This window comes from Phaeobacter sp. JH20_34 (genome assembly GCF_048056095.1).
GTDB classification, from domain to species: domain Bacteria; phylum Pseudomonadota; class Alphaproteobacteria; order Rhodobacterales; family Rhodobacteraceae; genus Phaeobacter; species Phaeobacter bryozoorum.
The window spans coordinates 20,210-46,700 of sequence record NZ_JAYMWT010000019.1; the positions used below are offsets into that span (position 1 = coordinate 20,210).

Here is a 26,491-nt window from a genome sequence, read left to right on the forward strand (position 1 = left end):
TCAAAAGGCCCGATCATGACCCGCATTGATGCCAAATTCGCCGAACTGAAAGCTGCCAGCAAAAAGGCCTTTGTCGCCTATGTCATGGCGGGTGACCCTGACTTCGACACCTCGCTTGAACTGGTAAAGGGGCTGCCCGCGGCGGGCGTCGATGTGATCGAACTGGGCCTACCCTTTACCGATCCGATGGCCGATGGCCCGACCATTCAGCTGGCCGGACAGCGCGCGCTGGAAGCCGGTATGACCCTTGAGCGCACACTTGAGCTGGCGCGTGCGTTCCGCGCCGAAGACGACACCACACCCATCGTGATGATGGGATACTACAACCCTATCTATAGCCGGGGCGTTGATAAGTTCCTCAAAGACGCCAAGGCAGCTGGCATCGACGGGTTGATCGTGGTTGACCTGCCGCCGGAAGAAGACAGCGAATTGTGCCTCCCCGCGCAGGAGGCAGGGCTGAATTTCATTCGACTGGCCACTCCTACCACCGACGACAAGCGCCTGCCCCGCGTCCTGCAAAACACCTCCGGTTTCGTCTATTACGTCTCGATCACCGGGATCACAGGTGCAGCCGAAGCCGAAGCGACCAATGTCGGACCGGAAGTGGCGCGGATCAAAGCCAATACCGATCTGCCTGTTATCGTCGGCTTTGGCATCAATACGCCTGAAAAATCAAAGGCCATCGCCTCCGTCGCCGATGGCGCGGTGGTCGGCTCTGCCATTGTCGGCCAGATTGGCGCAGGCAAATCCGTCGCCGAGGTCCTCAGTTTCGTAAAGTCTCTCTCTGACGGGGCACACGCTGCCTGATCGCAATCAGCTGATCGCCGCCAACAATCATCAGGCCGCATCCCATCGGGTGCGGCTTTTTTGCCGTTCACATCCGCGCGCGAGCATCCTGCATTGCATCTCACCCGATGGATTGGTAATAAATTATTACCAAACAAGGGCGAGGATGACACCGTGCCAGTCATTACCAATATCGACGATCTGAAACGCATCTATGAACGGCGTGTCCCACGCATGTTCTATGACTATGCAGAAAGTGGCAGCTGGACCGAGCAGACCTTTCGCGACAACACCAGCGATTTTGAAAAGATTCGACTGCGCCAACGGGTGGCGGTCGATATGGCTGGCCGCAGCACCGCAAGCCGGATGATCGGGCAGGAAGTGTCGATGCCTGTTGCCCTCGCGCCGGTTGGTCTGACCGGTATGCAACATGCCGATGGCGAGATAAAAGCAGCCCGCGCCGCCGAGGCTTTCGGCGTGCCGTTCACGCTGTCGACAATGTCCATCAACTCGATCGAGGACGTGGCCGAGGCTACGACAAAACCCTTTTGGTTTCAGCTTTATACGATGAAGGACGAGGATTATGTCCGTCGTCTGATCCGGCGTGCAAAAGACGCCAAATGCTCCGCCCTGGTAATCACGCTGGACCTCCAAATTCTTGGCCAGCGGCACAAGGATCTGAAAAACGGCCTTTCCGCACCGCCGAAGCTGACCCCAAAGACCATCGCCAACCTGATGACCAAATGGACCTGGGGCCTGCAGATGCTGGGCGCCAAGCGGCGCAACTTCGGCAATATCGTCGGCCATGTGGACGGTATTTCGGACGCCTCGTCACTGGGTGCCTGGACAGCGGAACAATTCGACCCCTCGCTCGACTGGGGCAAGATTGCCAAGCTGATCGAGCTTTGGGATGGCAAGGTCATCCTGAAGGGAATTCTAGATGTAGAAGATGCCAGGATGGCAGCAAAAGTTGGTGCCGACGCAATCGTGGTCTCCAATCATGGTGGCCGCCAGTTGGATGGCGCACTGAGCTCCATTCAGATGCTTCCTGCAATCATGGAGGCTGTAGGCGATCAGATCGAGGTTCATTTGGACAGCGGCATCCGCTCCGGCCAGGATATCCTGAAGGCACTTGCCCTTGGCGCGACGGGAACCATGATCGGGCGCGCCTTTGTTTACGGGCTCGGCGCTATGGGACAGGCCGGCGTCACCCGGGCACTGGAGGTGCTGCACAAGGAGCTGGATACAACAATGGCGCTATGCGGTGAGAAATCTGTCGCCAATCTGGGTCGTCACAACCTGCTGATCCCCGAAGATTTCGGCGGGCGCTGGCAGTAACATACGGCGCGGCGACAGCCGTATTTCCGGTTTGCGACTTGCAATATCAGCCAATCCGGTCTATGCGCACGGCTTCACGCGGGGTGACAGCCTTGGAGGCACCCCCATTATCAAATTGGAGAATTATCATGGCTGGTCAGATTCCTGATCTTGTTTGCCAAGAACGTACGGGGTCGGGCAAGGGCGCCGCTCGTGCAGCACGTCGTGCTGGCATGGTTCCTGGTGTTGTTTTCGGTGGCGATGCCGAACCGATGTCGATCCAGATCCCCTTCAACGAACTGCTGAAAAAACTGAAAGCCGGCCGCTTCAAGTCCACCCTGTGGAACCTGAAAGTGGAAGGCCAGGAAGACGTGCGCGTGATCTGCCGCGACGTTCAGCGTGACGTTGTCAAGGACCTGCCGACACACTTCGACCTGATGCGTCTGCGTCGCACCTCGAAGGTGAATCTCTTCGTTCCCGTAGAGTTCATCAACGAAGACAAAGCCCCCGGCATTAAGCGTGGCGGCGTTCTGACCGCCGTCCGTCCCGAGGTTGAGCTGGTTGTGACCGCTGGCGACATCCCCGAGAAGCTGGTTGTTGATCTTGACGGTCTGAATGTTGGCGATACCGTCACCATCTCCTCAATCAAACTGCCGGAAGGCGCAAAGCCGACCATCGACCGCGATTTCGTTGTAGCCAACATCTCCGCTCCGTCGGGCCTGAAGTCCGCTGACAACGAAGCGTCTGAAGACGAAGCCGAAGTGGCCGCAGAAGAATAAGCTCCGACCGAAAGGTCCGGAACGACGAAGCGAGGCCATCTTTGGCCTCGCTTTTTTTTGTAGATATGGGCGGCAGTCTTGGCAGGTCGCCACCTTTCAAACGGATGTCGAATCGCGTCAGGGGCTGGATTTTTGTTCGCAAACGCGCCATGTAGCCTGATGAGATAGAGCCCCACACCAAACACATCGTAGAATTGTCCATGAAACTTTTTGTTGGCCTCGGAAACCCCGGCGCGAAATATGCAGGCAACCGGCACAATATCGGCTTTATGGCGCTGGATCAGATTGCGAGCGACCACGGGTTTTCGCCCTGGAAATCAAAGTTCCAGGCCCAGATCAGTGAAGGTATGCTTGGCGAAACCAAGGTCCTGCTGCTGAAACCGCAGACCTTTATGAACCTGTCCGGTCAGTCCGTCGGTGAAGCTATGCGGTTCTATAAACTCGCCCCCGTCGATGTGATTGTCCTGCACGATGAGCTGGACCTTGCACCGGGGAAGGCGCGGGTGAAACAGGGCGGCGGCCATGCAGGCCATAATGGGCTGCGCTCGATCCATTCTCATATCGGTGCAGATTACGGTCGCGTGCGGCTCGGTATCGGTCACCCGGGTCACAAGGACGCCGTTGCAGGATATGTGCTACGCGATTTCGCGAAGGCAGATGAGGTCTGGCTCGATGATCTAATGCGCGGTATCTCCGACGGCGCCGCCCATTTGGCGGCGGGAGATGGCGGAAAATTCATGAATGCCGTTGCCCTGCGCGTGGCTCCACCGCGCAGCTCGAGCGCCGGGCCGGCGCCAAAGGGACAGAAAGCTGCCGTACCTTCGGAAAAAGCGGCAAAATCCGGAGACACGGCCAAGTCGCAGCCCTCCCAGCCTTCACAAGCCGATAGAACTGACACCGGCAATCAACCCCAGCCATCCGCCATAGAGCGGCTGCTGAACAAGTTCAAGTAATCAAAGTTTCCGTTGCGTCCTGTTTGCGCGGGCAGGCTCCGGCTGGCTAGGCTCAGCCGCGCCCGAGGAGGATTTTTATGCGTCGATATTTAAAGCTATTTTCCTATTTTCTCATAACCTTACTGATCTGCGCGGCCGCCCTTGCCTATTGGCAGCGAGAGTCGCTGAGCCGTCTGATGGCCGTGAACAGGCTGTTTGATGCAGATCGTATTGTTTCTAATTTCTCAAATATGGAGGCGGCATTCCTGACGGTCCCCCTTGATCGTGGCGACACTGCGGTCAGCCCCCTGCCGCGCGGCGTTGAAATGACGCTGCCAGCCGGCGCCCAAGACTGGATCAATGAGCGGACGGTTACGTCTCTCTTGGTACTGAAGGGCGGTCAGCTTCGTCACGAAAGCTATTATCAGGGGACAAAGCCGGGTGATCTGCGGATTTCCTGGTCGATGGCCAAGAGCTACCTCTCGGCGCTGCTGGGCATTCTGTTGCAGGAGGATAAGATCCGCTCGCTCGATGATCTTGTCATCGAGTATGCGCCCGACCTGAAGGGCAGTGCCTATGAGCGGGCCAGCATCCGCAATGTGTTGAATATGGCCAGCGGAGTTAAGTTCAACGAGGATTATCTGGACTATAACTCCGACATCAACCGTATGGGGCGCACGCTGGCGCTTGGCGGCACGCTGGATGAGTTCGCCGCTGGCCTGACCGAAACAATCGGAGCCCCGGGCGAGGCCTGGCAGTATGTCTCCATCGACACCCATGTGCTGGGAATGGTCATCCGCGGGGCAACGGGCCGCACCGTCCCGGACCTCCTGTCAGAGAAAATACTGAGGCATCTCGGCCTGGAACAGGCGGGCTATTATCTGACGGATGGCGAGGGCGTTGCCTTTGTGCTGGGAGGGATCAACCAGACCACGCGCGACTATGCACGCTTTGGTCAGATGATTGCCCAGAACGGCCGCTACAACGGCATGCAGGTGGTTCCGCAGGCCTGGATCACCGCCTCCACCCGGCCATCGGCGCCGACAAAGGCCGGTCGTATCGGGTATGGGTTTCAATGGTGGATCCCCAAGAATGCCGTACCGGGCGAATTTCTGGCCAGAGGGGTCTACGGGCAGTATATCTATATCAATCAGGCCCGCGAGGTGGTGATTGTGGTAACCAGCGCTGATCGGCGGTTCCGTGATCCCGGTGTCGCTGATGAAAACGTCAGAATACTGCGGGCCCTTGCCAAATCTCTGTAGGATCCGACCATGGACCAAGACGACAGCATAAACGTATTCGGGAGAGCCCTGGCCTCCTGTTCCACCGCTCCGATGACCGGGTTCTTTCGTGACGGCCATTGCAACACCTGCGCGCAGGATCAGGGCAGCCATACGGTCTGCGCGGTGATGACGGATGAGTTTCTGGCCTATTCCAAATACGTCGGCAATGACCTCTCCACACCGCGCCCCGAATTCGGCTTTGCCGGGCTGAAGGCCGGGGACAGCTGGTGCCTTTGTGCCGCGCGTTTCCTTCAGGCGGCTGACGAAGGTTGCGCACCACAGGTCAACCTTGCGGCGACACATAAGCGTGCTTTGGAGATCGTTCCGCTCAGCGTGCTGAAAAACCATGCTGCATCAGGGGAAACCTCTTAGGCGCAGCGGACCGCCTGCGAGCCTAGAGCCACGAATAAAGGCGCCCGCGATGCGAGGCGCCTTTTTCTTGATTATTCGCGCATTGTGGCAGGTTCAGTCGCTGTCGCGGCCTTCGGTGTCAGACATGTCAAAGCCGAGGTGACGGGCGACGGTAAAGATATCCTTGTCGCCACGACCACACATGTTCATCACGATGATATGGTCTTTTGGCAGATCCGGTGCGATCTTCATCACATGCGCCAGTGCATGGCTTGGCTCAAGCGCCGGGATGATCCCCTCCAGCGCACAGGATAGCTGAAACGCTTCCAGCGCCTCCTTATCGGTGATGGAGACGTAGTTGGCGCGGCCGATATCATTCAGCCAGGCGTGTTCCGGCCCGATCCCCGGGTAGTCCAGTCCGGCAGAGATCGAAAAGCCCTCAAGGATCTGCCCGTCGTCGTCCTGCAACAGGTAGGTTCGGTTGCCGTGAAGCACCCCCGGGCGACCGCCAGTTAGAGATGCGCAATGCTGCATCTTCTCGTCAACACCCTTGCCGCCGGCCTCGACCCCGATGATGTTGACCGATTTGTCATCAAGGAAGGGGTAGAACAGGCCCATGGCGTTCGATCCGCCACCGATGGCCGCAATCACAGTGTCAGGCAGGCGACCCTCCCCCTCCTGCTCCGCGAGCTGCCAGCGGACCTCTTTGCCGATCACGGCCTGGAAGTCGCGCACCATCGCCGGATAGGGGTGTGGGCCAGCCACCGTCCCGATGCAGTAAAAGGTGTCGTGGACGTTGGTCACCCAGTCGCGCAGCGCGTCATTCATGGCATCTTTCAGCGTTCCACGCCCCGAGGTGACCGGGATCACCTCAGCACCCAGAAGCCGCATACGGAAGACATTGGGCGCCTGACGCTGCACATCATGAGCGCCCATATAGACCACACATTTCAGGCCGAACTTGGCGCAGACCGTTGCTGTTGCGACACCATGCTGCCCGGCGCCCGTCTCGGCGATGATCCGGTTCTTGCCCATGCGGCGGGCGAGCAGGATCTGCCCCAGAACATTGTTGATCTTATGCGCGCCGGTGTGGTTCAGCTCATCACGCTTCAGATAAACCTTGGCACCGCCGAGATGGTCCGTCAGCCGCTCGGCGAAATAGAGCGGGCTGGGGCGACCCACATAGTTCTTCCAAAGGTCATCCATCTCCGCCCAGAAACTTGGATCATCCTTGGCGCGATCATACTCCTCTTCCAGGCTGAGGATCAGCGGCATCAGGGTCTCGCTGACAAACCGTCCCCCGAAAATACCAAACCGTCCCTGTTCGTCGGGACCGTTCATGAAGCTGTTGAATAGATCTTCGGCCATGGTTCTTTCCTTCTTCGCGGCGCTCGATATGAGTATAGCGCAGCCTGCCCCGGGTAAAGAGAGGTGCAGCGGATTATCGAGGCTGATGCGCAATGTCGCGGCGCTGGCGTTGGATCGCCGGAGCCAAGGTGCCGCTCAGCGGCGTGGCGCACCGGCGGCTTCACAGAATGCACGAATGCGGGCCGGATCCTTCACGCCAACCGTGCTCTCTGCACCGGAGGCCACATCGACCTGGCGCGCGCCGGTGACCCGGATCGCCTCGGCGACATTCTCAGGCGTCAAGCCGCCTGCCAGCATCCAGGGCCGCCGCCAGTATTTCTTGCGCGCCAGCAGACCCCAGTCAAAGATGACCCCATTGCCGCCGGGAAGAACGGCCCCCTTCGGCGCCTTGGCATCGACGAGAATCTGGTCCGCAACGGATTCGTAGGCTTCGATCCCCTGGATATCCTCAGCATTCGAGACTCCTAGAACCTTCATCACCGGCAGGCCGTAGCGTGCTTTGACCTGCGCAACCCGCTCCGGCGTTTCCTGCCCGTGCAACTGAACCATGTCCAATGGTACAACACTGGTGATTTCATCCAGCAGGGCGTCATCCGGATTGACCACCAACGCGACCTTGCACAAGCCCATCGGCGCCTCAACAGCAAGTACTGCCGCCTCCTGCGGGGTCACAGACCGGGGGGATTTCGGAAAGAAGTTGAAACCAATATAGGCGGCGCCCGCCTCAGCCGCAGCCGCGATGTCGCCCGGCGTTTTCAGCCCACAGATCTTGACCCGAATGTCCATGGGGCGTCAGCTCGCTTCGTCGAGAATAGCGAGGACCTCGTCCTTGCCCTCGTGTTTCTGCTTCTTCAGGCGATTGACCTCGCGCGAGAGCTTCTTCGCCTCGCGAGCCTTCAGATCTGCTTCGCGGCGATGTTTGTGTTCACGCAGCCATTCGATGATGAAGCCGATGATCAAACCAACCGCAATGCCACCCAGAACCACCACAAACAGCGGCAACGTGATCTGAAAATTATATCCCAGAAGTTCGGCAAAAGCCGTGGGCATCAGTTTGAGTTCAACCAGCCCCCGATTCGCCAAAGAAACAGAGATAAGGGCGATAGCAATCACCCCAAGATAGGCATAGCGAATATAGCGCATCAGGCTTTTCCGTTCAGGCGATCCCTCAAGAGTTTACCTGTCTTGAAGAACGGCACGTGTTTTTCCTCAACATGGACCGTTTCGCCGGTACGGGGATTGCGACCAACCCGCGCATCCCGCTGTTTCACCGAAAAGGCGCCAAAGCCCCGCAGCTCCACACGATCACCGCGCGCCATTGCGTCGGTCACCTCTTCGAACACGGTATTCACGATCCGCTCCACATCACGCTGATACAGGTGCGGGTTTTCGTCTGCAATCTTCTGGATCAATTCCGAGCGGATCATCTCTCGGCCCTCCCAAGCCAAGCTAGGCACAGTTTCTATCCACCGACTATAGGTACAAAACCTCAAACCGGGAACAGTGGATACGGGCCTGCCCCGCAAATAAGTCAGCGTTTGCCTATCATTAGGCTCGTTCAGGCGGCTTTCACCCACAAAGCAGAGATGGGGCACGCCGGATTCATCTGCAAGGGTCGGGACAGATTTTGTGATTCGCAGTCAGGCCCGGCGGTGTTTTCCCCCCGCCTGCCGCCACGGGAGAGAGGATTGGCCTGCGACAAAAAGAAACGGCCCCACCCAACAGGGCAGGACCGTTCATACTCGTCAGCCTAGGCTGGCTGCTGAAATCAGTCGCCTGTTTTCAGCGCTGCGCCGAGGATATCGCCCAGCGATGCGCCGGAATCCGAGGAGCCGTACTGTTCGACAGCTTCTTTTTCTTCCGCGATTTCGCGTGCTTTGATCGACAGGCCCAGACGGCGGGTCTTGCTGTCCACGTTGGTCACGCGCACATCAACCTTGTCACCAACCGAGAAGCGCTCGGGGCGCTGTTCGGCACGGTCACGCGACAGATCGGAGCGGCGGATGAAGGACTTCATGCCTTCGTATTCCACTTCGATGCCACCTTCTTCGATGGCGGTGACGTTCACGGTCACGATGGAGCCGCGCTTCACGCCGCCCACGGCTTCTGCGAACTTGTCGCCGCCCAGGGCTTTGATCGACAGCGAGATACGCTCTTTCTCGACATCCACTTCGGAAACAACGGCCGAAACCATGTCGCCTTTGCGGTAGTTCTGAATCGCGTCTTCGCCGCGCTCGTCCCAGCTGAGGTCGGAGAGGTGAACCATGCCGTCGATGTCGCCGTCGAGGCCAATGAACAGACCGAATTCGGTGATGTTCTTGACTTCGCCTTCGACCTGGGTGCCCTCGGGGTGAGTCTCAGCAAAGACTTCCCACGGGTTGCGCATGGTCTGCTTGAGGCCCAGGGAAACGCGGCGCTTGGCACCGTCGATTTCCAGAACCATGACGTCGACTTCCTGAGAAGTGGAGACGATCTTGCCCGGGTGGACGTTCTTCTTGGTCCAGGACATCTCGGAGACGTGAACCAGACCTTCGACGCCCGGCTCCAGCTCAACAAATGCACCGTAATCGGTGATGTTGGTGACGCGACCCTTGTGCACGGAGGACAGCGGGTATTTGGCGCCAACCAGATCCCACGGATCTTCCTGCAGCTGCTTCATGCCGAGGCTGATGCGGTGGGTGTCTTTGTTGATCTTGATGACCTGAACCTTGACGGTTTCGCCGATCGACAAGATCTCGGAGGGGTGGTTCACACGGCGCCATGCCATGTCGGTGACATGCAGCAGGCCGTCAACGCCGCCCAAGTCAACAAACGCACCGTATTCGGTGATGTTCTTGACGACACCGTCCACTGCCTGGCCTTCGGACAGGTTGCCGATAACTTCGGCGCGCTGCTCGGCGCGGGACTCTTCGAGGATCGCACGACGGGACACAACGATGTTGCCACGACGACGGTCCATCTTCAGGATCTGGAACGGCTGCTTCAGACCCATCAGCGGGCCAGCGTCGCGCACGGGGCGCACGTCAACCTGCGAACCGGGCAGGAATGCAACTGCGCCGCCCAGATCGACGGTGAAGCCGCCTTTGACACGACCGAAGATCGCACCTTCGACGCGCTGGTCGTCTGCGTATGCTTTTTCCAGGCGATCCCATGCTTCTTCGCGGCGGGCCATCTCGCGGGAGATAACAGCTTCGCCACGGGCGTTCTCAGCAGCGCGCAGGAAGACTTCGACTTCGTCGCCAACAGAGATTTCGGGAGCTTCGCCAGGGTTTGCGAATTCTTTAAGCTCAACGCGGCCTTCCATTTTGTAGCCGACGTCGATGATGGCCTGGCCCGCTTCGATTGCGATGACCTTGCCTTTTACGACAGACCCTTCTTCGGGTGTGTCCATTTCGAAGCTTTCGTTCAGGAGGGCTTCGAATTCCTCCATCGATGTGTCTTGAGCCATGTGGTCTCAGGTTTCCTTTACAAATCGGTTTTATCTGGCCGGGCGGTTGTCTCCGCCGGTCTTGAAGATTGGTCCGTATGAGGCGCAGCACATGCCGGTCTGATCAGACAAACACAAAGGGCCGAGGTATGCCCCGACCCTGCTCAGAATGCCGCCCGTGCGTTAACCGCCTCTATAGTGACAGCGCGCTTAGTATGCGGATTCCCCCTTCGGCGCAAGGGAAACCGTCATAAATCTCCACAAAGGACGGGCCGGCACACCGACAATAACCGCTGGAACGAGCAAAAGCACGCGAGGTTTCGCTCTGCCATGGGACGCAACAGCGGCTTATCGCCGTGACATGGCTATCTGATCTGCCCTACAAACTGCGGATTAGGGATTGCCAACGGCCGCTAGCGGCGTGCCTCAATGGCTGCAATGGCCATCGCCACAGCTTCCTCAATGCTCAACGCGCTGGTGTCTAGGATCACCGCATCGCTGGCAGGTTTCAGAGGCGACTCGGAACGGTTTGTGTCGCGTGCATCGCGGGCCTTCACATCTTCCAGCACCTCGGCAAAGCTGGTGGGGTTTCCAGCAGCCATCAGCTCCTGCAAACGTCGCTGCGCGCGCACTTCGGCGCTTGCCGTCACGAAAAGCTTTGCCTGCGCACGCGGGCAGATCACGGTGCCGATGTCCCGCCCGTCCAGCACCGCGCCCCCAGCCCGACGGGCAAAGGCGCGTTGAAAATCGACCAAGGCCGCGCGCACTTCAGGGATCACAGCAACCTTTGAGGCGGCCTGGGCCACCTGTGCCGTACGCAGTTCAGGGCGCTCAAGATCCTCAGGCAGCAGCGCAAGCGCGGCCTCAATCGGCTTATCACCTGCGAGCATCCGCGCGCCAACGGCACGATAGAGCAGCCCGGTGTCCAGGTGACCAAAGCCGAAATGAGCCGCAACCGCCCGCGATATCGTGCCCTTACCTGCAGCAGCGGGGCCATCAACTGCGACCGTGAAGCTCATGACGGTGTCTCTAGCCGTGCCCCCAAACCGGTCATCAGGGACGTGAAAATCGGAAAGGAGGTGGCAATTGGCGTGCCATCGTCAACCGTCACCGGTTTCTGCGCTCCCATGCCCATGACCATGAAGGACATTGCAATGCGGTGATCGAGAAAACTCTCGCAGGTGCCGCCACCGGGCACACCTTCCGGACCGAGACCAGAGACCGCCCACCAGTCGTCGCCCTCCTCGACCATCACGCCGTTGGCCCGCAGGCCACGGGCCATCGCGTCGATCCTGTCGCTTTCCTTGACGCGCAGCTCCTTCACACCGGTCATCATCGTTTTGCCGGTGGCAAAAGACGCCACCACAGACAGAACCGGATATTCGTCGATCATCGAGGCGGCGCGTTCTGGCGGGACATCAATCCCCATCATTTCGGGCGAATAGCGTGCGCGCAGGTCGGCCACCGGCTCCCCACCCTCTTCGCGCATGTTTTCAAAGGTGAGATCCGCGCCCATATCCTGAAGCGTGTAGAACAGCCCTGCCCGCGTCGGGTTCAGGCCGATACCGGGGACCAGCACATCAGATCCGGGAGTGATCAACGCAGCACATACCGGGAAGGCCGCGCTGGAAGGATCACGCGGCACCGCAATGACCTGCGGCTTCAATTCGGGCTGTCCTGTCAGCGTGATAACGCGCCCCTCATCGGTATCCTCGACAGTGATTTCGGCGCCGAAGCCTGCCAGCATGCGCTCAGAGTGGTCGCGGGTCGCCTCTTTCTCGATCACCACCGTCTTTCCGGGTGCGTTCAGACCGGCCAGCAAGACTGCGGATTTCACCTGCGCCGAGGGCACCGGAACGGTGTAGCGCACGGGGGTTGGATCCGCGGCACCGACAATCGTCATCGGCAGACGTCCGCCCGAGCGGCCAACAGACTGCGCACCAAACAGGGCCAGCGGATCGGTCACCCGCGCCATAGGCCGCTTGTTGAGGCTGGCATCGCCGGTAAATGTCACTGTGATGGGAGAGGTCGCCATAACCCCCATGATCAGGCGTACGCCCGTACCGGAGTTACCGCAGTCGATCACCTGATCCGGCTCGGCCAGACCACCGACGCCGACGCCATGCACCGACCAGTTTCCGCCACCATGGTTGATGACCTCCGCCCCCATCGCCTGCATCGCCTTGGCTGTATCCAGGACATCCTCACCTTCCAGCAAGCCCGAAATCTTGGTCTCGCCAACGGCCAGCGCCCCAAGGATCAGCGAGCGATGCGAAATCGACTTGTCGCCTGGAACCTCAGCGATGCCGGTCAGCGGATCGGCGCGGTGCGAGGTCATCGGGATGGGCGTACCGTGTCCGGACATGAGGAACCTTTCGAAATGCTAGCGTTCACAATTGGACCTACCCAATCGCTCGGTTTCGGTCCAGCGTGTTTTCCCGCTGCCGCCATTCCCGGCAGAATATCGTGTTCGTCGGACGGGCGCGAATGAGATCAGAGGCGACGAAAGGTCATATAGTGGGGCGTACGGCCTTCGCGCAGAGCCTTTTGCTCATAGCGGGTCGAGATCCAGTCATCCCAGGCCACGCGCCAGTCATCCGGCCCCTCTGCCAGCCACTCGAATCCGGCCTGCGGCACCTCTTCCATGGTTTGGCGGACATAATCGGGGATATCGGTTGCCACCCGGAAGATCGCGCCCGGTTTTAGGCATTTTGCCAGCGGCTCGAGATGCTCTTGGGTCACGAAACGGCGACGGTGATGGCGGGCCTTAGGCCAGGGGTCGGGGTAGAGCAAAAAGGCACGGGAGATCGACTGTTCCGGCAGAACATCCATCAGATCGCGTGCATCGCCGTGATGGACCTTTATATTGTCCACCCCCGCGCGGCGGATCTTGCCCAAGAGCATAGCGACACCGTTGATATAGGGTTCTGCGCCGATGATCCCGACATCCGGGTTCGACTTCGCCTGATGCACCAGATGTTCGCCGCCGCCGAAACCAACTTCCAGCCAGACATCGCGCCCTCCGAACATCGCCGCCAGATCAAGATCGGAGCGATCGGGGTTCACGTCCCAGCCAACAGCGCCCGGGCTGAGTGAGGCGAGATCTTCGTCGATGTAGCGCTGCTGGCTGTCTTTCAGCTGCTTGCCTTTGAGCCGCCCGTAAAAGTTCCGCCAGGGCGCACCGCTCTGATGTTTGTCAACCGCATTGGGCCGGCTGTCGCCAGTAGGCGCCGGGGTGGGTTTGCTGTCATCAGACATCGGGAGACTTTCCTATCGCGCGTTCAAAACCTGGCCGCCCCTCTGCCCCATGCTTGCGTCTGGGTCAAGTCAGCCGGCAATAGATGCTGTTCGGGGCAAGCCCTATCAAGGCTTCTCGCGCAGCACCCCGGCCGCCATCAGCCGCAACCGGGTCGGGTACCAGACGTCCTCGGGCTCGGTCTTCAACGTTTCGATCGCAAAGGCCGGATCAACACCGCGCTGCATCATATACTTCAGATGCCGAAAGACCTCCGACTGCGTGTCGCGATAGATCCAGGTGCCGAACTCAAAAGGCGTCGCCCAGTTCTCATCCTTGCGCCACAGGCGATAATAGCTCTGCACCGCTTTGGGCGCCCAATCACGCTGATGAAAGCCGATCTTTGATCCCAGCGTCATCTGGCGACGATCACCGGCCAGGAAGATATCGACGCAGGCGCTGATACATTCGCCGACCACCCAGGTATCAAGCGCGTGGCCCTGAACGATGTCGGCAATCGTCTCACCTGCGTAGACGCTGCCGCCGCCGCTATTGAGCTGCAGCCGTGTTATGGCCGGGTTCGCATCAAGGATTTCACGGAAAGGTTCGATATCATCATCCGTAATCTCACCGGCTGTCTCCTGAGATGTGCCATCTCCGTTGTCAGCAAACTGGGCGTCGGTGTCATAGATCAGCGTATTGCCGTCTATCTTGAACTTCGCGGGCAGCGTCTCGCGGGCCATGGCGGGGCCAAGCCCGGTGAGGCCAACAGACATCAGAGCAACAAGTCCAAGCAAGCCGCATTGCGCAGCCCTGGCAGGGGCGCGTTGAGAAAATAACAGAACATAACGAAGACAGGGCAAACGCAATTCCATGTAGATCCGGGTTCGCAGCTATATTGCCAGCAAAGCGCCCGATCTTCCACGTCTTTTGCCAAGGCCGTTATGAGCGGCTACGGCTGGATGAAAAAAAGGCGGGGACTTCCCCGCCTTTGTCGTTCTTGTCTTATCGCCTAATGGCGTCAGATCGCTTTTGTCAGCGCGTCGACCAGATCGGTGCGCTCCCAGCTGAACCCGCCATCTGTGTCAGGCTCACGGCCAAAGTGCCCATAAGCCGCTGTTCGCTCGTAGATCGGTTTGTTCAAGCCGAGGTGATGACGAATGCCACGAGGCGTGAGGTCCATGATCTGATCAATGGCCGCCTCGATCCGGGCCGCATCAACATCGCCGGTGCCGTGGGTATCCGCATAGATCGACAGCGGCTTGGCCACGCCGATCGCATAGGACAACTGGATTGTACATTTATCGGCGAGGCCCGCAGCGACGACGTTCTTGGCCAGATAGCGCGCGGCATAGGCGGCCGAACGGTCGACCTTGGTCGGATCCTTGCCGGAAAACGCGCCGCCGCCATGAGGCGCCGCACCACCGTAGGTGTCCACGATAATCTTGCGACCGGTCAGCCCCGCATCCCCATCCGGTCCGCCGATGACGAATTTTCCCGTCGGGTTGACGTGCCATACCGTCTCATCCGTCAGCCAGCCATCCGGCAGGGTTTCGCGGATATAAGGCTCGACGATGGCACGGATATCGTTGGAGGTCAGCGTTTCATCGAGATGCTGTGTCGACAGAACCAATGAGCTGACGCGTGTGGGTTTGCCGTTTTCATAGACCACCGACAGCTGCGATTTTGCGTCCGGGCCAAGCGTCGGCTCGGAGCCATTCTTGCGCACTTCCGCAAGCCGGCGCAGGATCGCATGGCTGTACTGGATCGGGGCCGGCATCAGCGCTGGGGTCTCATTCGTGGCAAAGCCAAACATGATGCCTTGATCGCCGGCACCCTCTTCCTTGTCGGCGGCCGCATCAACACCCTGTGCGATATGGGCAGACTGCTCGTGCAGCAGATTGGTGATTTCGACGGTTTCGTGGTGAAACTTGTCCTGCTCGTAGCCGATGTCTTTGATACAGGCGCGGGCGATTTCGTCGATCCGGCCCATGTAGTCGTGCAGTTTGTCCTGATCCGACAAACCCACTTCCCCCCCGATCACCACGCGATTGGTGGTAGCAAAGGTTTCGGCCGCAACGCGGGCCTCAGGCTCTTCGCTCAGAAAGGCGTCAAGAACAGCGTCCGAGATACGGTCACAGACCTTATCCGGATGGCCCTCGGAAACCGATTCCGAGGTGAAGGTATAATTCGTGCGGGTCATGAAAGGTGCTCCGTTGGGTTTAGCCTGCCACGCCAGGAAGCCGTTGTGGCAGTAATCGATCCGCAGTACGCGGGGAGACGTGTGTCGTCAATCTATAAAGCCGAGAGGTTAAGCAGCTATGACCCGCGCGCAACTGTGGTTCTGCGTCGCAGCGCCAACCCGCCGAGGAGGATGCAGCCGAGAAACACTGGCAGGTCACCGGTCCGCGAATAGAGCGTAGGCGGCAGCGGCGCAGGCAGCGCTGCGTCCAGATAGCCGGCCTCCCCCAAAGGCAGCGCATCCAGGACGCGGCCATGTGGATCAATCATTGCCGAGATGCCGGTATTGGCAACCCGCACCATGGGCAGCCCCTGCTCAATAGCACGCATCCGCGCCTGGACCAGATGCTGATACGGACCGGAATAGGTGCCAAACCAGGCATCATTGGTGATCTGAATCAGCAGATCAGCCCGGTCCGGTGCCCCGTTCACATCCTGTGGGAAAACCGCTTCGTAGCAGATCAGTGGCAGCGCTTTGCCGACCGGCAGATCCAACAGCCGCGGTCCCGGCCCCGATGCGTAACCTGCCCCGGCCTGAGAGGCGAACCCATGGACGCCAATACGCGCCATCAGATTGCCAGCTGGAATATACTCACCAAAGGGAACCAGATGCGCCTTGTCGTAGATCTGGCCAACGTTACCAGCGCCATCCAGTACGATTGCTGAATTGTAATAGCGGCCCTCTTCCCGGCGCTGAATGCCCAGCAGAACTGGGGTAGTTCCAGCCGCATCCGCAATCTCGCTCAACACGTCATCCGCATAATTCAGCATCAACGGAACGGCTGTTTCAGGCCAGACAATCAGATCGACGGGCTGTCCGCTGCGAGCTGGCGCGCGCGAATAGTCCAGCTGGCGATCAACAAACGACCAGCGCAGATCCGGGTGCCATTTCTCGTCCTGGGGCGCATTGGGCTGCACGAGCCGAACAATCTTACCCGTCAGCATGGCAGAGGGCTGCTGCGGCATCAGCAGGATAGCCCCACCGACAAGCAGCATGGGCAGCAGCGCAACGACCGGACGACGCGATATCAGCCCTAGCGGTACAGTCGCAACGAGGGTGAAGAAGGCTAGACCATGTGGCCCGATCCAGGGCAGCAGCCCTGCGGCAGGCGTATCAATCCAGAATTGCCCGAACGCTGCCCAGGGCAGCCCAGTGAGGACATAGGCCCGCGCAAACTCGGCAAGCGACAGCGCGGCAATCAGCAGGACGATCCGGTGGCCACCGCGCCTGAGCCGAACAGCCAAACCGAACGCCAGGGCCCAAAACAGCGCCAATCCGGCGGCAAGACCGACGACGGCAAAGGGCGCCATCCAGGCGTAGCGTTCTGCATCAATCTGAAACGGCTCGTAGATCCAGATCATGCCGACGGAAAGATAGGCCGTCCCCAGAAGCCAGCCGAAAAGTGCGCCCTGCCGGGAGGTCGAAAGCTGAAGCAGTTGATATCCCACTGCGCCCAGGCAGAACGGAGCCAGCCAGAGCATATGGAACGGTGCAAGCGCGAAGGCCAGAAGACCACCCGCAGCAACCGCCGTGACCAATGGCAGAATGACCGGCCGCAGCCCGACATACCGCCGGACCGCAGCAATCATCCCGAACAATCGGGCAACCGCACCCGCAGGCGTTTGATCCGGCGCGGGTCGGCATCCATAACCTCGAACTCAGGCCCGTCGGGATGCTGGATGACCTCACCCCGTGCAGGGACGCGTCCTGACAGCATGAAGACCAGACCGCCAAGGGAATCGATCTCCTCGCCGTCGACGTCATCGTGACTGGTCAGCGACCGACCGATTTCATTCTCGAACTCATCCAGCGGGGTACGTGCCTGCGCGACATAACAGCCCTGTTTCTCACGGAACCAGGTCTGATCTTCGCCCGCGTCATGCTCGTCCTCAATTTCGCCAACAACCTGCTCGATCAGGTCTTCGATGGTCAGCAAACCATCGACGCCGCCATATTCATCAATCACCAACGCCATGTGGCGGCGCTCTGCCTGCATTTTTGTCAGCAGAACGCCAATCGTCATGGACGGCGGGACAAACAGCAAAGGACGCACCATAGCGTCCAGCGCGAAATCGGCATCGGTGCCGTTGAAACCGTGCATCAGGGCAAAGTCCTTGAGGTGGACAAAGCCGATGGGTGTATCCAGCGTGCCCTCGTAGACGGGGATACGGGTAAAACCGCTTTCGCGGAAGACCTGAACAAGTTCGTCTTTCGGAGTCGAGGCTGGGATTGCCACGATTTCCGCTGCGGGAATGGCAACGTCCTCGACCCGCAAACGCCGCAGATTGATCATCCCGTGCGGCTGGTTCGCCAGGCGTGTTTCCGGTCCGGAATCCACGTCTTCCTCGCTTTCGGTCGGAGTAAAGGAGCTGAAAATACGCCCCAGAAACCCCGTCGATTGTCCAGCCGCTGCGGTGTCGCCAGCGCTGTCCTTGTTCTCCAGCGCGCCCTGCGCTGCGTTAGAACTTCCGTCTATATCGTCCATCGTTCCTATCCGATACGCCCGTGATTGGGGCTGTCATCCAATGTATATGGGTCATCGATACCCATTTTGCCAAGTATCTCCACCTCAAGACCTTCCATCAAAGTGGCGTCCGGGTCACGAATGTGATCGTAACCCAAAAGATGCAACACTCCGTGAACGATCAGATGACGCAAATGGTCGGCCAATGGCTTGCCAGCGGCCTCGGCCTCGCCTGCGCAGGTCTCATAGGCAATCGCAATGTCGCCGAGCGGTATTTCGCCGGTAAAATCCGCCTCGGGTCGCAGCGGGTCACCCCCCGGTTCCTCGGCGGCAAGTTCCTCAGCTGGCCAGCTGAGCACATTTGTCGGCTTGGCCTTCTGACGGAACTCAGTGTTCAATTCCATGATCCGCGCATCATTGCAGGCCAGCAGGGATAGTTCGCAGTCGTCCGGATCGAGATTGAAATGCGACAGCGCCGCATCAACGGCCTGCTCGGCATGCGCTGACAAGCCGATGTCCTGCCAGCGAGCGTCTTCAATGGAGATGTCGAGAGTCATAGTCCAGTCTCAATGCCAAGGCAGCCCGTTCCGACAGGTCCGGGAGAGCGTTTCTTGGGTGGTTTTCCATGAAGGCCCCAACCCAATATGAATTTGCATCCCCCTCGTTCAGCGACCGAATGCTGGTTCAGACGGATTTCTCATCCGCCTCATAGGCCTCGATGATGGCCGCCACAAGCGGATGTCGCACCACGTCACGAGATGTGAAGTAGTTAAAGCTCACCTTGGGGATTTTGCTTAGCAGACGTTCCGCATCCGCCAGCCCCGACGCCACGCCGCGCGGCAGGTCAACTTGGCTGCGGTCGCCGGTGATGACCATGCGCGATCCCTCACCCAAACGTGTCAGGAACATCTTCATCTGCATGGTGGTGGCATTCTGCGCCTCATCCAGAACAACAAAAGCATTGGATAGCGTACGCCCCCGCATAAAGGCCAGCGGCGCGATCTCGATCTGTTTTTCTTCCAGCAGCTTCGCCAACTGTTTGCCGGGTAGGAAATCATTCAGCGCGTCATAGAGCGGCTGCATATAAGGATCGACCTTATCTTTCATGTCGCCGGGCAGATAGCCGAGCTTCTCGCCCGCCTCCACCGCAGGGCGGCTGAGGATGATCTTGTCGACATGCCCGGTAATGAACATGCTCACGCCAACAGCAACAGCAAGATAGGTTTTGCCGGTGCCAGCCGGACCGATCCCAAAGGCAAGCTCATGTTCGAACAGCGACTGGACATAGGCTTTCTGAGCGTCGGTACGTGGCTCGACGAGTTTCTTACGCGTCTTGATCTCAACCTTGCCGCCCCGGAACATCTCCAGCTGGCTGCCGGGATTTTCCACCTGCTCCTGTCCCATCCGCAATTCACGATCAATATCGCCGGCCTCAACACTGCGGCCGGTTTCCAACCGGTCATATAGCGCTGCCAGAACCGCCGCGGCCTGATCGCGGGCGGCTTCTTCTCCCAGTACTGAGAGTTGATTGCCGCGCCGGACAATCTGAACACCAAGCGTCTGCTCGAGCGTCGCGAGATTGCGGTCGTATTCACCGCACAGATCAATCAGCAGTCGGTTATCAGGAAATTCGAGCAGCGCCTCATGTGAGGAATCCTGCTCATGCGATGGGGTCAAAGTGCCAATGGCCAATCCGGTCTCCTGTCTTTGACGTTGCTCTTTCAGTGTGCCTCTCCGGTCGCCCCTGCGCAAGCTACGCGTCGGCAATTTCACGCGATTGAAACAAAATGGCCGCCCGAAAAGGACGGCCAATAGGCAGTTGTTTGCAGTGGTAACGAAATTCCGTCAAATCGGGTCCTCGATGCTGGACCCGGATTTGAACGGACCAACCGCCGTATTCGGAGGAGCGACGCCGGAACAGACCGGGCGGCCATCCGGCGCCAGCCGTTGCGACAGGTAACCTTCTACCCCGTCGTCAATGATCCAATGATCGCAGCCGGTCGGATCAACCCAAATCCCCGCCTTCAGCTGAGACAGATCCTTGCTGTCAAAACCACGATCCACGGTTTTGTCGACCTTGTCGCCACAGGCAGACAGACCGATCGCCAAGGACGCAAGAAGCGCTGTTCTGGTGAATGACATAACGATGCTCCTCAGCGCAGGCAGATAATTTCGACGCGACGGTTCTGCGCCATATTCACGGCCGAGTCGTTCGGCACGCGCGGATCACGCTCGCCATAGCCCCGCGCCTCAAGGATGCGGGCGCCAACCGATTGGCCGACTTTTGCGACCGCATCGGCACGGCGCTGAGACAGCCGCATGTTATATTCATCTGATGCGCGACTGTCGGTATGGCCCGTGATGATGAAGGATCGGGCATTCGCGGACTGGAAAAACTCGCGCAGGCGCTGTTGCCCGGCGGCGCTGATGTGATGCCTGTTGGTGGCAAAAAACTGATCGCTGGGCATCACGCCGCAGATATTGCCCCGACGGCAAACCGGTTTCCCGTCTCGCGTGACATGGGGTGTCATGAAACCTTCGGCGCCATCGTCCATCACCCAATGCTCGCAACCGTCGGGATCAACCCAGATGGTTGGAATATAGCTCTGACCGATCACACCGGCGTCCTGCGCCAGCAAAGCGCCCACATTCAAGCCGACAGTCGCGACAACGGTGGCCACGAGTCCGCAGAGTTGTTTCCTCATTGGTTTCAACACACCCAATATCCCCCTTACACCAGTCATTCGCAGGCGTCATTCTTGCGGCCACGCAGGCTTTGTGCGGGCCGTTACCGTGATATTCGCAGGTATAGAACGCAAATTGCAATCATTTGCTTAAGGAAATCAGAAGTTTCACGACGCCATGTCGCGCTGGGGGCGCAATCGGCTGCGCGACCGCCCCTCGCCCATGATCAATCGATCAGAGCGCCGGCCAGTGAGTTGGCCCCAGAGGACAGGATCCGCACGCGGGCAAGATCACCGATGGCGCGATCACAATCCGCAACATGCACCGCATGCAGGTAATCGGATTTGCCAACCATCTGGCCCGCGAAGCGGCCCGCCTTTTCAAACAGAACACCAACCTCGCGGCCAACCATGCTGTCCTGAACCTCGCGCTGTTGCTTGGTCAGCAGGGCCTGCAGGCGCTGAAGCCGGTCGTCAGCCGCAGCCGGGTCAACCTGAGGACGCTCTGCCGCCGGGGTGCCGGGGCGGGTGGAGTATTTGAAGGAATAGGCGGTGCCGTATTTCACCTCTTCCACCAGGTCCATGGTGGCCTGGAAATCTTCTTCGGTTTCTTCCGGGAAGCCAACAATGAAGTCGCCTGAGATCAGGATGTCTGGGCGCGCGGCGCGGATCCGCTCGATAAGGCGGATATAGCTCTCGGCGGTATGTGCGCGGTTCATCCGCTTGAGGATCTTGTCGGAACCCGCCTGTACCGGCAGGTGCAGATAGGGCATCAGCTTGGCACAGGTGCCATGCGCCTCGATCAGGTCGTCCTGCATGTCATTGGGGTGCGAGGTGGTGAAGCGAATGCGCTCCAGCCCGTCGATCTTGTCCAGCTCCCAGATCAGCTGGGCCAGGGTCAGGTCGCCGTTGGCGCCAGCACCGTGATAAGCGTTCACGTTCTGGCCGAGGAGCGTGATTTCGCGCACGCCACGCTCCACCAATTCCTGAGCCTCGCGCAGAATGCGGTCCGCCGGGCGCGACACTTCGGCGCCGCGGGTGTAGGGCACCACGCAGAAGGCGCAGAACTTGTCGCAGCCTTCCTGCACCGTCAGGAACGCAGTCGGGCCGCGTTTCGCCTTGGGGCGGTTTTTCAGTTTCTCAAACTTGTCTTCCTCGGGGAAATCGGTGTCCAGCACCTTCTCCCCCTTGCGGGCCTTCGCTTCCATCTCCGGCAGCCGGTGATAGCTCTGCGGGCCGACCACCAGATCGACCAGCGGCTGACGGCGCATGATCTCCTCGCCCTCGGCCTGGGCGACGCAGCCCGCGACGCCGATCTTCAGGTCTGGCTTCTGCGCTTTCAGCCCCTTGAAGCGCCCCAGTTCGGAATAGACCTTCTCCGCTGCCTTTTCCCGAATATGGCAGGTATTCAGCAGGATCATGTCGGCGTCATCCGGCGATTTGGTTTCAACGTAACCTTCGCCGCCCAGCGCCTCGGCCATGCGTTCACTGTCATAGACATTCATCTGACAGCCATAGGTCTTGATAAACAGCTTCTTCGGAGCGCTCATGGGGACAACCTTTTCACCGGAGGGTCGCAACAGCGGCGTGGCATAGCCGGAAACGGCCCTGCTTGCAATGGCGCGCGGATTACCCGACTTTAGCAGCAACCGCCAGACTGGGAAGTCGGCAGAGAACAGCAGGCAATCAGATATGATGCATTCATCGCTCGAAGGGTTTCTTAACGCCGCGGACAAGATCCTGACAACAGGGCCTGTCGCTCTGATCTTTGTTGAGGATAAAGTGGAGATAGCGACCACCCTGCGCCACCATCTTGATCTCGGCTTTGCGACAGTTGTGGCCTTTATGCCGGACGCTTTCGACATCCCCTACGATTTGGAGACGCGCATCCACCGTGTGCCCTTTGACTGTAGCGCGCGTGAAGCGGTGATCGAGGCCATCAACAAGGTGATCGCGAGAGCCGCACCGGGTTGCTGGCTCTATTACTGCTATAATGCAGAGTACCTGTTCTACCCCTTCTGTGAGAGCCGCAATGTTGTCGAACTCTTGGGGTTTCATGGCGAAGAGCGGCGCTCGGCCATGCTGACCTATGTCATTGATCTTTATGCCGCCGATCTGGACGCAGCACCAAACGGCGTATCGCTGGAAACCGCGCATCTGGATAAATCCGGCTACTATGCACAGGCCCGCATTGATCCACAGACCGGCCATCCGCTTGATCGCCAGCTGGATTTCTACGGCGGCATACGCTGGCGCTATGAAGAACATATCCCCGCAGCAAGCCGAAAGATCGACCGGATTTCGCTGTTCCGTGCAAAACCGGAACTATGGCTGTTTGAGGATCACCGGTTCAACGAACCGGAGTACAACACCTACGCCTGCCCCTGGCACCACAATCTGACCGCCGCGATTTGCTCTTTTCGCACCGCAAAGGCGTTGAAACGCAACCCGGGATCCTCCTTTGAGATCGACAGTTTTCGATGGCACAACTCGGCGCCCTTTGACTGGCATTCTCGTCAGCTGCTTGATCTGGGCCTGATGGAGCCGGGACAGTGGTTCTAGGCTCCGAGCGCCAATGCAGCGCGACCCTGTCATAGCTTAGCGCTGCAATAGAACGGGAAACCAATCCTCGCGGAGGGTCTGACCCGACACCATGTCATGGCCCGGATAGGGCGGCGAGGTTGGGCCAGGGCGTTCAATATAGCGTGCGTCCTCCCCGACCAGACGCAACGAAAAGGCGCGGCGACGGGTTTCGCTGGTATTGGCGCGGGCGCCGTGCAGCGTCCGGTAATTAAAGGCGACGGCGTCACCTGGCTGCATCTCCCACTCCAGGATTGTCATCCCTTCGGCATCGGGATCCGGCACCGGCATGTACTGCCCCTCATCAGCAAAGAAGCCCTCCTCGGAGACCCAGCGCGTTGGCAACACCTCCTTCTCCCAGCGGTGCGAGCCTGCAACGCATCGCAGCGAGGCGTTCGTGACAGGATCGAGCGGCGACCAGAAGCTGATGGTCTGCTGCCCTTCGACGAAATAATAAGGCCCATCCTGATGCCAGGGCGTCGCCATGGAGGTGCCCGGCTCTTTCACCAGCACGTGGTCGTGGAACATCTGCACCCGTTTGGACTGCATCAGATCTGCGGCCACCTCCGCCACAGGCGATTGTTCGATTGCCTGCTGAAACTGAGGGATCCGGGTCCAATTGCAATAGTCATCAAAGAACCGCCCGGTCTGCCCGGGTTTTTCATTGTTGGAAGCATAGGGACCGGGCTGCGCCATATTCGCCTCGACGCCGTCGCGCAGAATATCGACCTGATCGACGAAGAGACCGCGGATCAACACAACGCCATCGCGTTGGAAATCGTCAATATGGTCTCGGGTGATGAGGGGATGGGGCATCGATCAATCCTTGGTATCGGGAGTACGGGTGACAGCATCTGGTTGCAGTCACCCGTTTCGGGCCGATGTTGCACCCGGCGGGGCGGCGTGCTCAAATAATATCTTAGTATGCAGAAAATAAACTGATGTTATACCTAACTCTACGCCACTACGAATATGTCTGCGCGATCGCTCAGCACGGCAGCCTGTCGGCGGCGGCTGCCGCCGTGCATGTCAGCCAGCCCGCGTTGTCCACAGCGCTTGCCCGGATTGAAGCGCAGCTGGGAGAGCCCCTGTTCCTGAGGCGTCGCGGGGCCGGCATGATCCTGACCCCACAAGGCCGCAGGTTCGCAGACCGTGCACAAGCGCTCCTAGATCAGGCCGCGCGGCTGGAACGTCGGGGCGCAGATCAAACCGACGGCCAGCAGCTGACCTTGGGATGTTTTACCGATCTGGCTCCCTTTCTGTTGGCCCCAGCGCTGCAGCGCCTTCGGATCGGCTTGCCCGGTGTGGCCATCCGCTACAGGACGGATCACTTTAAACCGCTGCTGGCCTCGATGACCGCCGGGAATATCGACTTGGCGATCAGCTATGACCTGGGCGTGGATGCAAGCTTCGTCCGGCATGAGGTGTTGCGGCGCGGCCCCGTAGCGCTGATGCCCAATGGTCACCCACTGTCAGATCGTGACCGCCTGCCCTTGGCCGATCTGGCCGAACAGCCCCTGATTCTGTCGGAAGAAGGATTATCCGTGCGCCACATGCTTGGGCTGTTCAAATCCATTGGCGCGCTGCCCCGAATTGCCCACCGGGCGGCATCGGTCGAGCTGCTGCGCAGCCTGGCCGCCCATGGCGAAGGGATCGGCATCACCTACAGCAGGCCCCCCGATTTACGCTCCTACGATGGCAAGCCACTGGTCGCGATACCCATCAGCGACACATCGGCAGAGGAGCCCTTGGTCCTGATCAGCCACAGCCCGCCGTCAAAAGGCAGCGTGATAGAGACCGCGCAGCAGATTCTGGCGAAAACGGTTACGGAAATACTCTAGCACGCACATGAGCGCAGCGCCCGGCGTTCCTACGATCAGACCTTGCGCAGTCGGATCACAACGTCGACGGACGCGATTTCAACGCCCTGCGGCGCCGCGGGCAGGCTCTTGATCACCAGCTGATCGGATGGCGCATCCGACAGACGCCCCTCGTCTTCCCAGTAAAAATGGGGGTGGTCGTGCGTATTGGTGTCAAAATAGCTTTTGGACCCATCGACTGTGATTTCCTGCAAGACGCCAGCATCGCAAAAGGCGCGCAACGTGTTGTAGACCGTCGCAAGTGAAACAGCTGCACCCTTGTCCTTTGCCGCGTCAAACAGGCTCTCGGCGGTCACATGGCGATGCTTGCCGTCGCCCACCAACAACTCTGCCAGCGCCACCCGCTGACGGGTCGGGCGCAATCCGGCTGTTTCCAGCCAGTTGGTAGCGATATCTGCGGGTGTTGGCGTCATGTAGCGGTCCTGCATAGCGTTGCTGGCCGCATTTATAGGCCGAAAGGGTCCTTGCATTCAATTCAATTTGCGTAGCTCCGATCTGTATCTGTAGACTGTCACAGTTGAAAAACCTGAAGGCCACAGGCTGAATGCTGGTGTGCCCTCGGCACCCGGAACCCTTGCAGGAGAGTCGAAACGGGTGCTACAGGGAGCCAGATACACGATCATAACATAGGCAGGAGAAGCGCCAGCATGGCCGATTACCCCAGCAGCTTTGACAAAGACGATTTGCTGAAATGCGCCAGAGGCGAGCTGTTCGGCCCTGGCAACGCACAGCTGCCCGCCCCTCCCATGTTGATGATGGATCGCATCACCGATGTGTCGGCCGATGGCGGCGCCCACGGCAAGGGTCACATTACGGCCGAGTTCGATATCACGCCTGACCTGTGGTTCTTTGACTGTCATTTCCCCGGCAACCCGATCATGCCCGGATGTCTGGGTCTTGACGGCCTCTGGCAGCTCACTGGCTTCAACCTGGGCTGGCGTGGCTGGCAGGGTCGCGGCTATGCGCTGGGTGTAGGCGAGGTGAAACTGACTGGAATGGTGCGACCCGACCGCAAGATGCTGACCTATAAGATCGATTTCACCAAAGCGATCCAGACCCGTCGCCTGACCATGGGGGTTGCCGACGGCATCGTGGAAGCCGATGGTGAAGTTATCTACCAGGTCAAGGACATGAAGGTGGCCCTCTCCGAGAGCTGATCCGCA

The 26,491-nt window shown here is 59.4% G+C and carries 28 protein-coding genes and 1 riboswitch; of the genes, 9 read left to right on the forward strand and 19 right to left on the reverse strand.

Going from position 1 to position 26,491, the window contains the following annotated elements; all coding sequences use genetic code 11:
- The first annotated feature begins 15 nt into the window (after positions 1-15).
- From trpA to VWZ81_RS13300, 6 genes are all read left to right on the forward strand, one after another.
- Positions 16-807, forward strand: coding sequence for a tryptophan synthase subunit alpha (trpA, locus tag VWZ81_RS13275; protein ID WP_340544456.1), 792 nt, complete (start codon positions 16-18; stop codon positions 805-807).
- A gap of 153 nt (positions 808-960) precedes the next feature.
- Positions 961-2,124, forward strand: coding sequence for an alpha-hydroxy acid oxidase (locus VWZ81_RS13280; RefSeq protein WP_340544455.1), 1,164 nt, complete (start codon positions 961-963; stop codon positions 2,122-2,124).
- A gap of 128 nt (positions 2,125-2,252) precedes the next feature.
- Positions 2,253-2,882: a 50S ribosomal protein L25/general stress protein Ctc gene (locus tag VWZ81_RS13285; protein ID WP_340544454.1), complete on the forward strand. Its 630-nt coding sequence runs from the start codon at positions 2,253-2,255 to the stop codon at positions 2,880-2,882.
- Positions 2,883-3,082: 200 nt separating this feature from the next.
- Positions 3,083-3,835, forward strand: coding sequence for an aminoacyl-tRNA hydrolase (gene pth / locus VWZ81_RS13290; RefSeq protein WP_416543301.1), 753 nt, complete (start codon positions 3,083-3,085; stop codon positions 3,833-3,835).
- Between the two features lie 77 nt (positions 3,836-3,912).
- Positions 3,913-5,076 carry a serine hydrolase domain-containing protein gene (locus VWZ81_RS13295; protein ID WP_416543302.1) on the forward strand — a complete coding sequence of 388 codons (1,164 nt, stop codon included), beginning with the start codon at positions 3,913-3,915 and terminating at the stop codon, positions 5,074-5,076.
- Between the two features lie 9 nt (positions 5,077-5,085).
- Positions 5,086-5,469, forward strand: coding sequence for a DUF2237 family protein (locus VWZ81_RS13300; RefSeq protein ID WP_340544451.1), 384 nt, complete (start codon positions 5,086-5,088; stop codon positions 5,467-5,469).
- 93 nt (positions 5,470-5,562) lie between these two features.
- On the opposite strand, the gene trpB is transcribed toward VWZ81_RS13300, so the two are convergent.
- The 17 genes from trpB to miaB form a co-directional block, all read right to left on the reverse strand.
- Positions 5,563-6,816 carry a tryptophan synthase subunit beta gene (gene trpB, locus VWZ81_RS13305; protein ID WP_416543303.1) on the reverse strand — a complete coding sequence of 418 codons (1,254 nt, stop codon included), beginning with the start codon at positions 6,814-6,816 and terminating at the stop codon, positions 5,563-5,565.
- Positions 6,817-6,951: 135 nt separating this feature from the next.
- On the reverse strand, positions 6,952-7,602 hold the full coding sequence (locus VWZ81_RS13310; protein ID WP_416543304.1) for a phosphoribosylanthranilate isomerase: 651 nt from the start codon (positions 7,600-7,602) through the stop codon (positions 6,952-6,954).
- A gap of 6 nt (positions 7,603-7,608) precedes the next feature.
- Positions 7,609-7,959 carry a LapA family protein gene (locus VWZ81_RS13315; RefSeq protein WP_340544448.1) on the reverse strand — a complete coding sequence of 117 codons (351 nt, stop codon included), beginning with the start codon at positions 7,957-7,959 and terminating at the stop codon, positions 7,609-7,611.
- Positions 7,959-8,243: an integration host factor subunit beta gene (ihfB, locus tag VWZ81_RS13320; protein WP_008560927.1), complete on the reverse strand. Its 285-nt coding sequence runs from the start codon at positions 8,241-8,243 to the stop codon at positions 7,959-7,961. The genes VWZ81_RS13315 and ihfB overlap by 1 nt, the downstream gene beginning before the upstream one ends.
- 341 nt (positions 8,244-8,584) lie before the next feature.
- Entirely contained in the window at positions 8,585-10,264 is a 1,680-nt protein-coding gene (gene rpsA, locus VWZ81_RS13325) for a 30S ribosomal protein S1 (protein ID WP_340544437.1), read from the reverse strand.
- A gap of 392 nt (positions 10,265-10,656) precedes the next feature.
- A complete protein-coding gene (gene cmk / locus VWZ81_RS13330; RefSeq protein WP_340544436.1) occupies positions 10,657-11,262 on the reverse strand; it encodes a (d)CMP kinase in 606 nt (201 codons plus the stop codon).
- Positions 11,259-12,608, reverse strand: a complete 1,350-nt coding sequence (gene aroA, locus VWZ81_RS13335; RefSeq protein ID WP_416543305.1) for a 3-phosphoshikimate 1-carboxyvinyltransferase — start codon at positions 12,606-12,608, stop codon at positions 11,259-11,261. The genes cmk and aroA overlap by 4 nt, the downstream gene beginning before the upstream one ends.
- A 128-nt stretch (positions 12,609-12,736) precedes the next feature.
- A complete protein-coding gene (gene trmB / locus VWZ81_RS13340) occupies positions 12,737-13,501 on the reverse strand; it encodes a tRNA (guanine(46)-N(7))-methyltransferase TrmB (protein ID WP_416543306.1) in 765 nt (254 codons plus the stop codon).
- Between the two features lie 105 nt (positions 13,502-13,606).
- Entirely contained in the window at positions 13,607-14,254 is a 648-nt protein-coding gene (locus VWZ81_RS13345; protein ID WP_340544432.1) for an ATP-dependent Clp protease proteolytic subunit, read from the reverse strand.
- 245 nt (positions 14,255-14,499) lie between these two features.
- On the reverse strand, positions 14,500-15,681 hold the full coding sequence (gene metK, locus VWZ81_RS13350) for a methionine adenosyltransferase (RefSeq protein ID WP_340544431.1): 1,182 nt from the start codon (positions 15,679-15,681) through the stop codon (positions 14,500-14,502).
- A 6-nt stretch (positions 15,682-15,687) separates the two neighbouring features.
- Positions 15,688-15,736, reverse strand: a riboswitch (SAM-SAH riboswitch).
- A 61-nt stretch (positions 15,737-15,797) separates the two neighbouring features.
- Complete coding sequence (gene lnt / locus VWZ81_RS13355; RefSeq protein ID WP_416543307.1) at positions 15,798-17,309, reverse strand: apolipoprotein N-acyltransferase; 1,512 nt, start codon at positions 17,307-17,309, stop codon at positions 15,798-15,800.
- The gene (locus VWZ81_RS13360) at positions 17,306-18,205 is read right to left on the reverse strand and encodes a hemolysin family protein (protein WP_340544429.1); all 900 of its coding nucleotides are present in this window, start codon (positions 18,203-18,205) and stop codon (positions 17,306-17,308) included. Before VWZ81_RS13360 ends, lnt begins: the two co-directional genes overlap by 4 nt.
- A 5-nt stretch (positions 18,206-18,210) precedes the next feature.
- Entirely contained in the window at positions 18,211-18,741 is a 531-nt protein-coding gene (gene ybeY / locus VWZ81_RS13365; protein ID WP_416537249.1) for an rRNA maturation RNase YbeY, read from the reverse strand.
- 127 nt (positions 18,742-18,868) lie between these two features.
- Entirely contained in the window at positions 18,869-19,876 is a 1,008-nt protein-coding gene (locus VWZ81_RS13370) for a PhoH family protein (RefSeq protein ID WP_416536521.1), read from the reverse strand.
- 153 nt (positions 19,877-20,029) lie between these two features.
- Positions 20,030-20,326, reverse strand: a complete 297-nt coding sequence (locus VWZ81_RS13375) for a hypothetical protein (RefSeq protein ID WP_340544426.1) — start codon at positions 20,324-20,326, stop codon at positions 20,030-20,032.
- A gap of 11 nt (positions 20,327-20,337) precedes the next feature.
- Entirely contained in the window at positions 20,338-20,889 is a 552-nt protein-coding gene (locus VWZ81_RS13380) for an OmpA family protein (protein ID WP_340544425.1), read from the reverse strand.
- Between the two features lie 206 nt (positions 20,890-21,095).
- On the reverse strand, positions 21,096-22,418 hold the full coding sequence (miaB, locus tag VWZ81_RS13385) for a tRNA (N6-isopentenyl adenosine(37)-C2)-methylthiotransferase MiaB (RefSeq protein WP_416536518.1): 1,323 nt from the start codon (positions 22,416-22,418) through the stop codon (positions 21,096-21,098).
- Between the two features lie 142 nt (positions 22,419-22,560).
- Between miaB and VWZ81_RS13390 the strand changes: the two genes are divergently transcribed.
- Positions 22,561-23,430: a glycosyltransferase family 2 protein gene (locus tag VWZ81_RS13390; RefSeq protein WP_416543308.1), complete on the forward strand. Its 870-nt coding sequence runs from the start codon at positions 22,561-22,563 to the stop codon at positions 23,428-23,430.
- Between the two features lie 36 nt (positions 23,431-23,466).
- Here VWZ81_RS13390 and VWZ81_RS13395 read toward each other — a convergent pair whose 3' ends face one another.
- Positions 23,467-24,264 (reverse strand): phytanoyl-CoA dioxygenase family protein, encoded by a 798-nt coding sequence (locus VWZ81_RS13395; RefSeq protein WP_340544421.1) that lies wholly within the window; start codon positions 24,262-24,264, stop codon positions 23,467-23,469.
- Between the two features lie 125 nt (positions 24,265-24,389).
- On the opposite strand from VWZ81_RS13395, the gene VWZ81_RS13400 reads away from it, so the two are divergent.
- Entirely contained in the window at positions 24,390-25,289 is a 900-nt protein-coding gene (locus VWZ81_RS13400) for a LysR family transcriptional regulator (RefSeq protein WP_416543309.1), read from the forward strand.
- A gap of 35 nt (positions 25,290-25,324) precedes the next feature.
- Here the strand turns inward: VWZ81_RS13400 and irrA are convergent, their stop codons facing one another.
- Positions 25,325-25,741 (reverse strand): iron response transcriptional regulator IrrA, encoded by a 417-nt coding sequence (irrA, locus tag VWZ81_RS13405; protein ID WP_260099685.1) that lies wholly within the window; start codon positions 25,739-25,741, stop codon positions 25,325-25,327.
- Between the two features lie 234 nt (positions 25,742-25,975).
- Between irrA and fabA the strand changes: the two genes are divergently transcribed.
- Positions 25,976-26,485 carry a bifunctional 3-hydroxydecanoyl-ACP dehydratase/trans-2-decenoyl-ACP isomerase gene (fabA, locus tag VWZ81_RS13410; RefSeq protein WP_340544418.1) on the forward strand — a complete coding sequence of 170 codons (510 nt, stop codon included), beginning with the start codon at positions 25,976-25,978 and terminating at the stop codon, positions 26,483-26,485.
- Positions 26,486-26,491 lie beyond the last annotated feature (6 nt).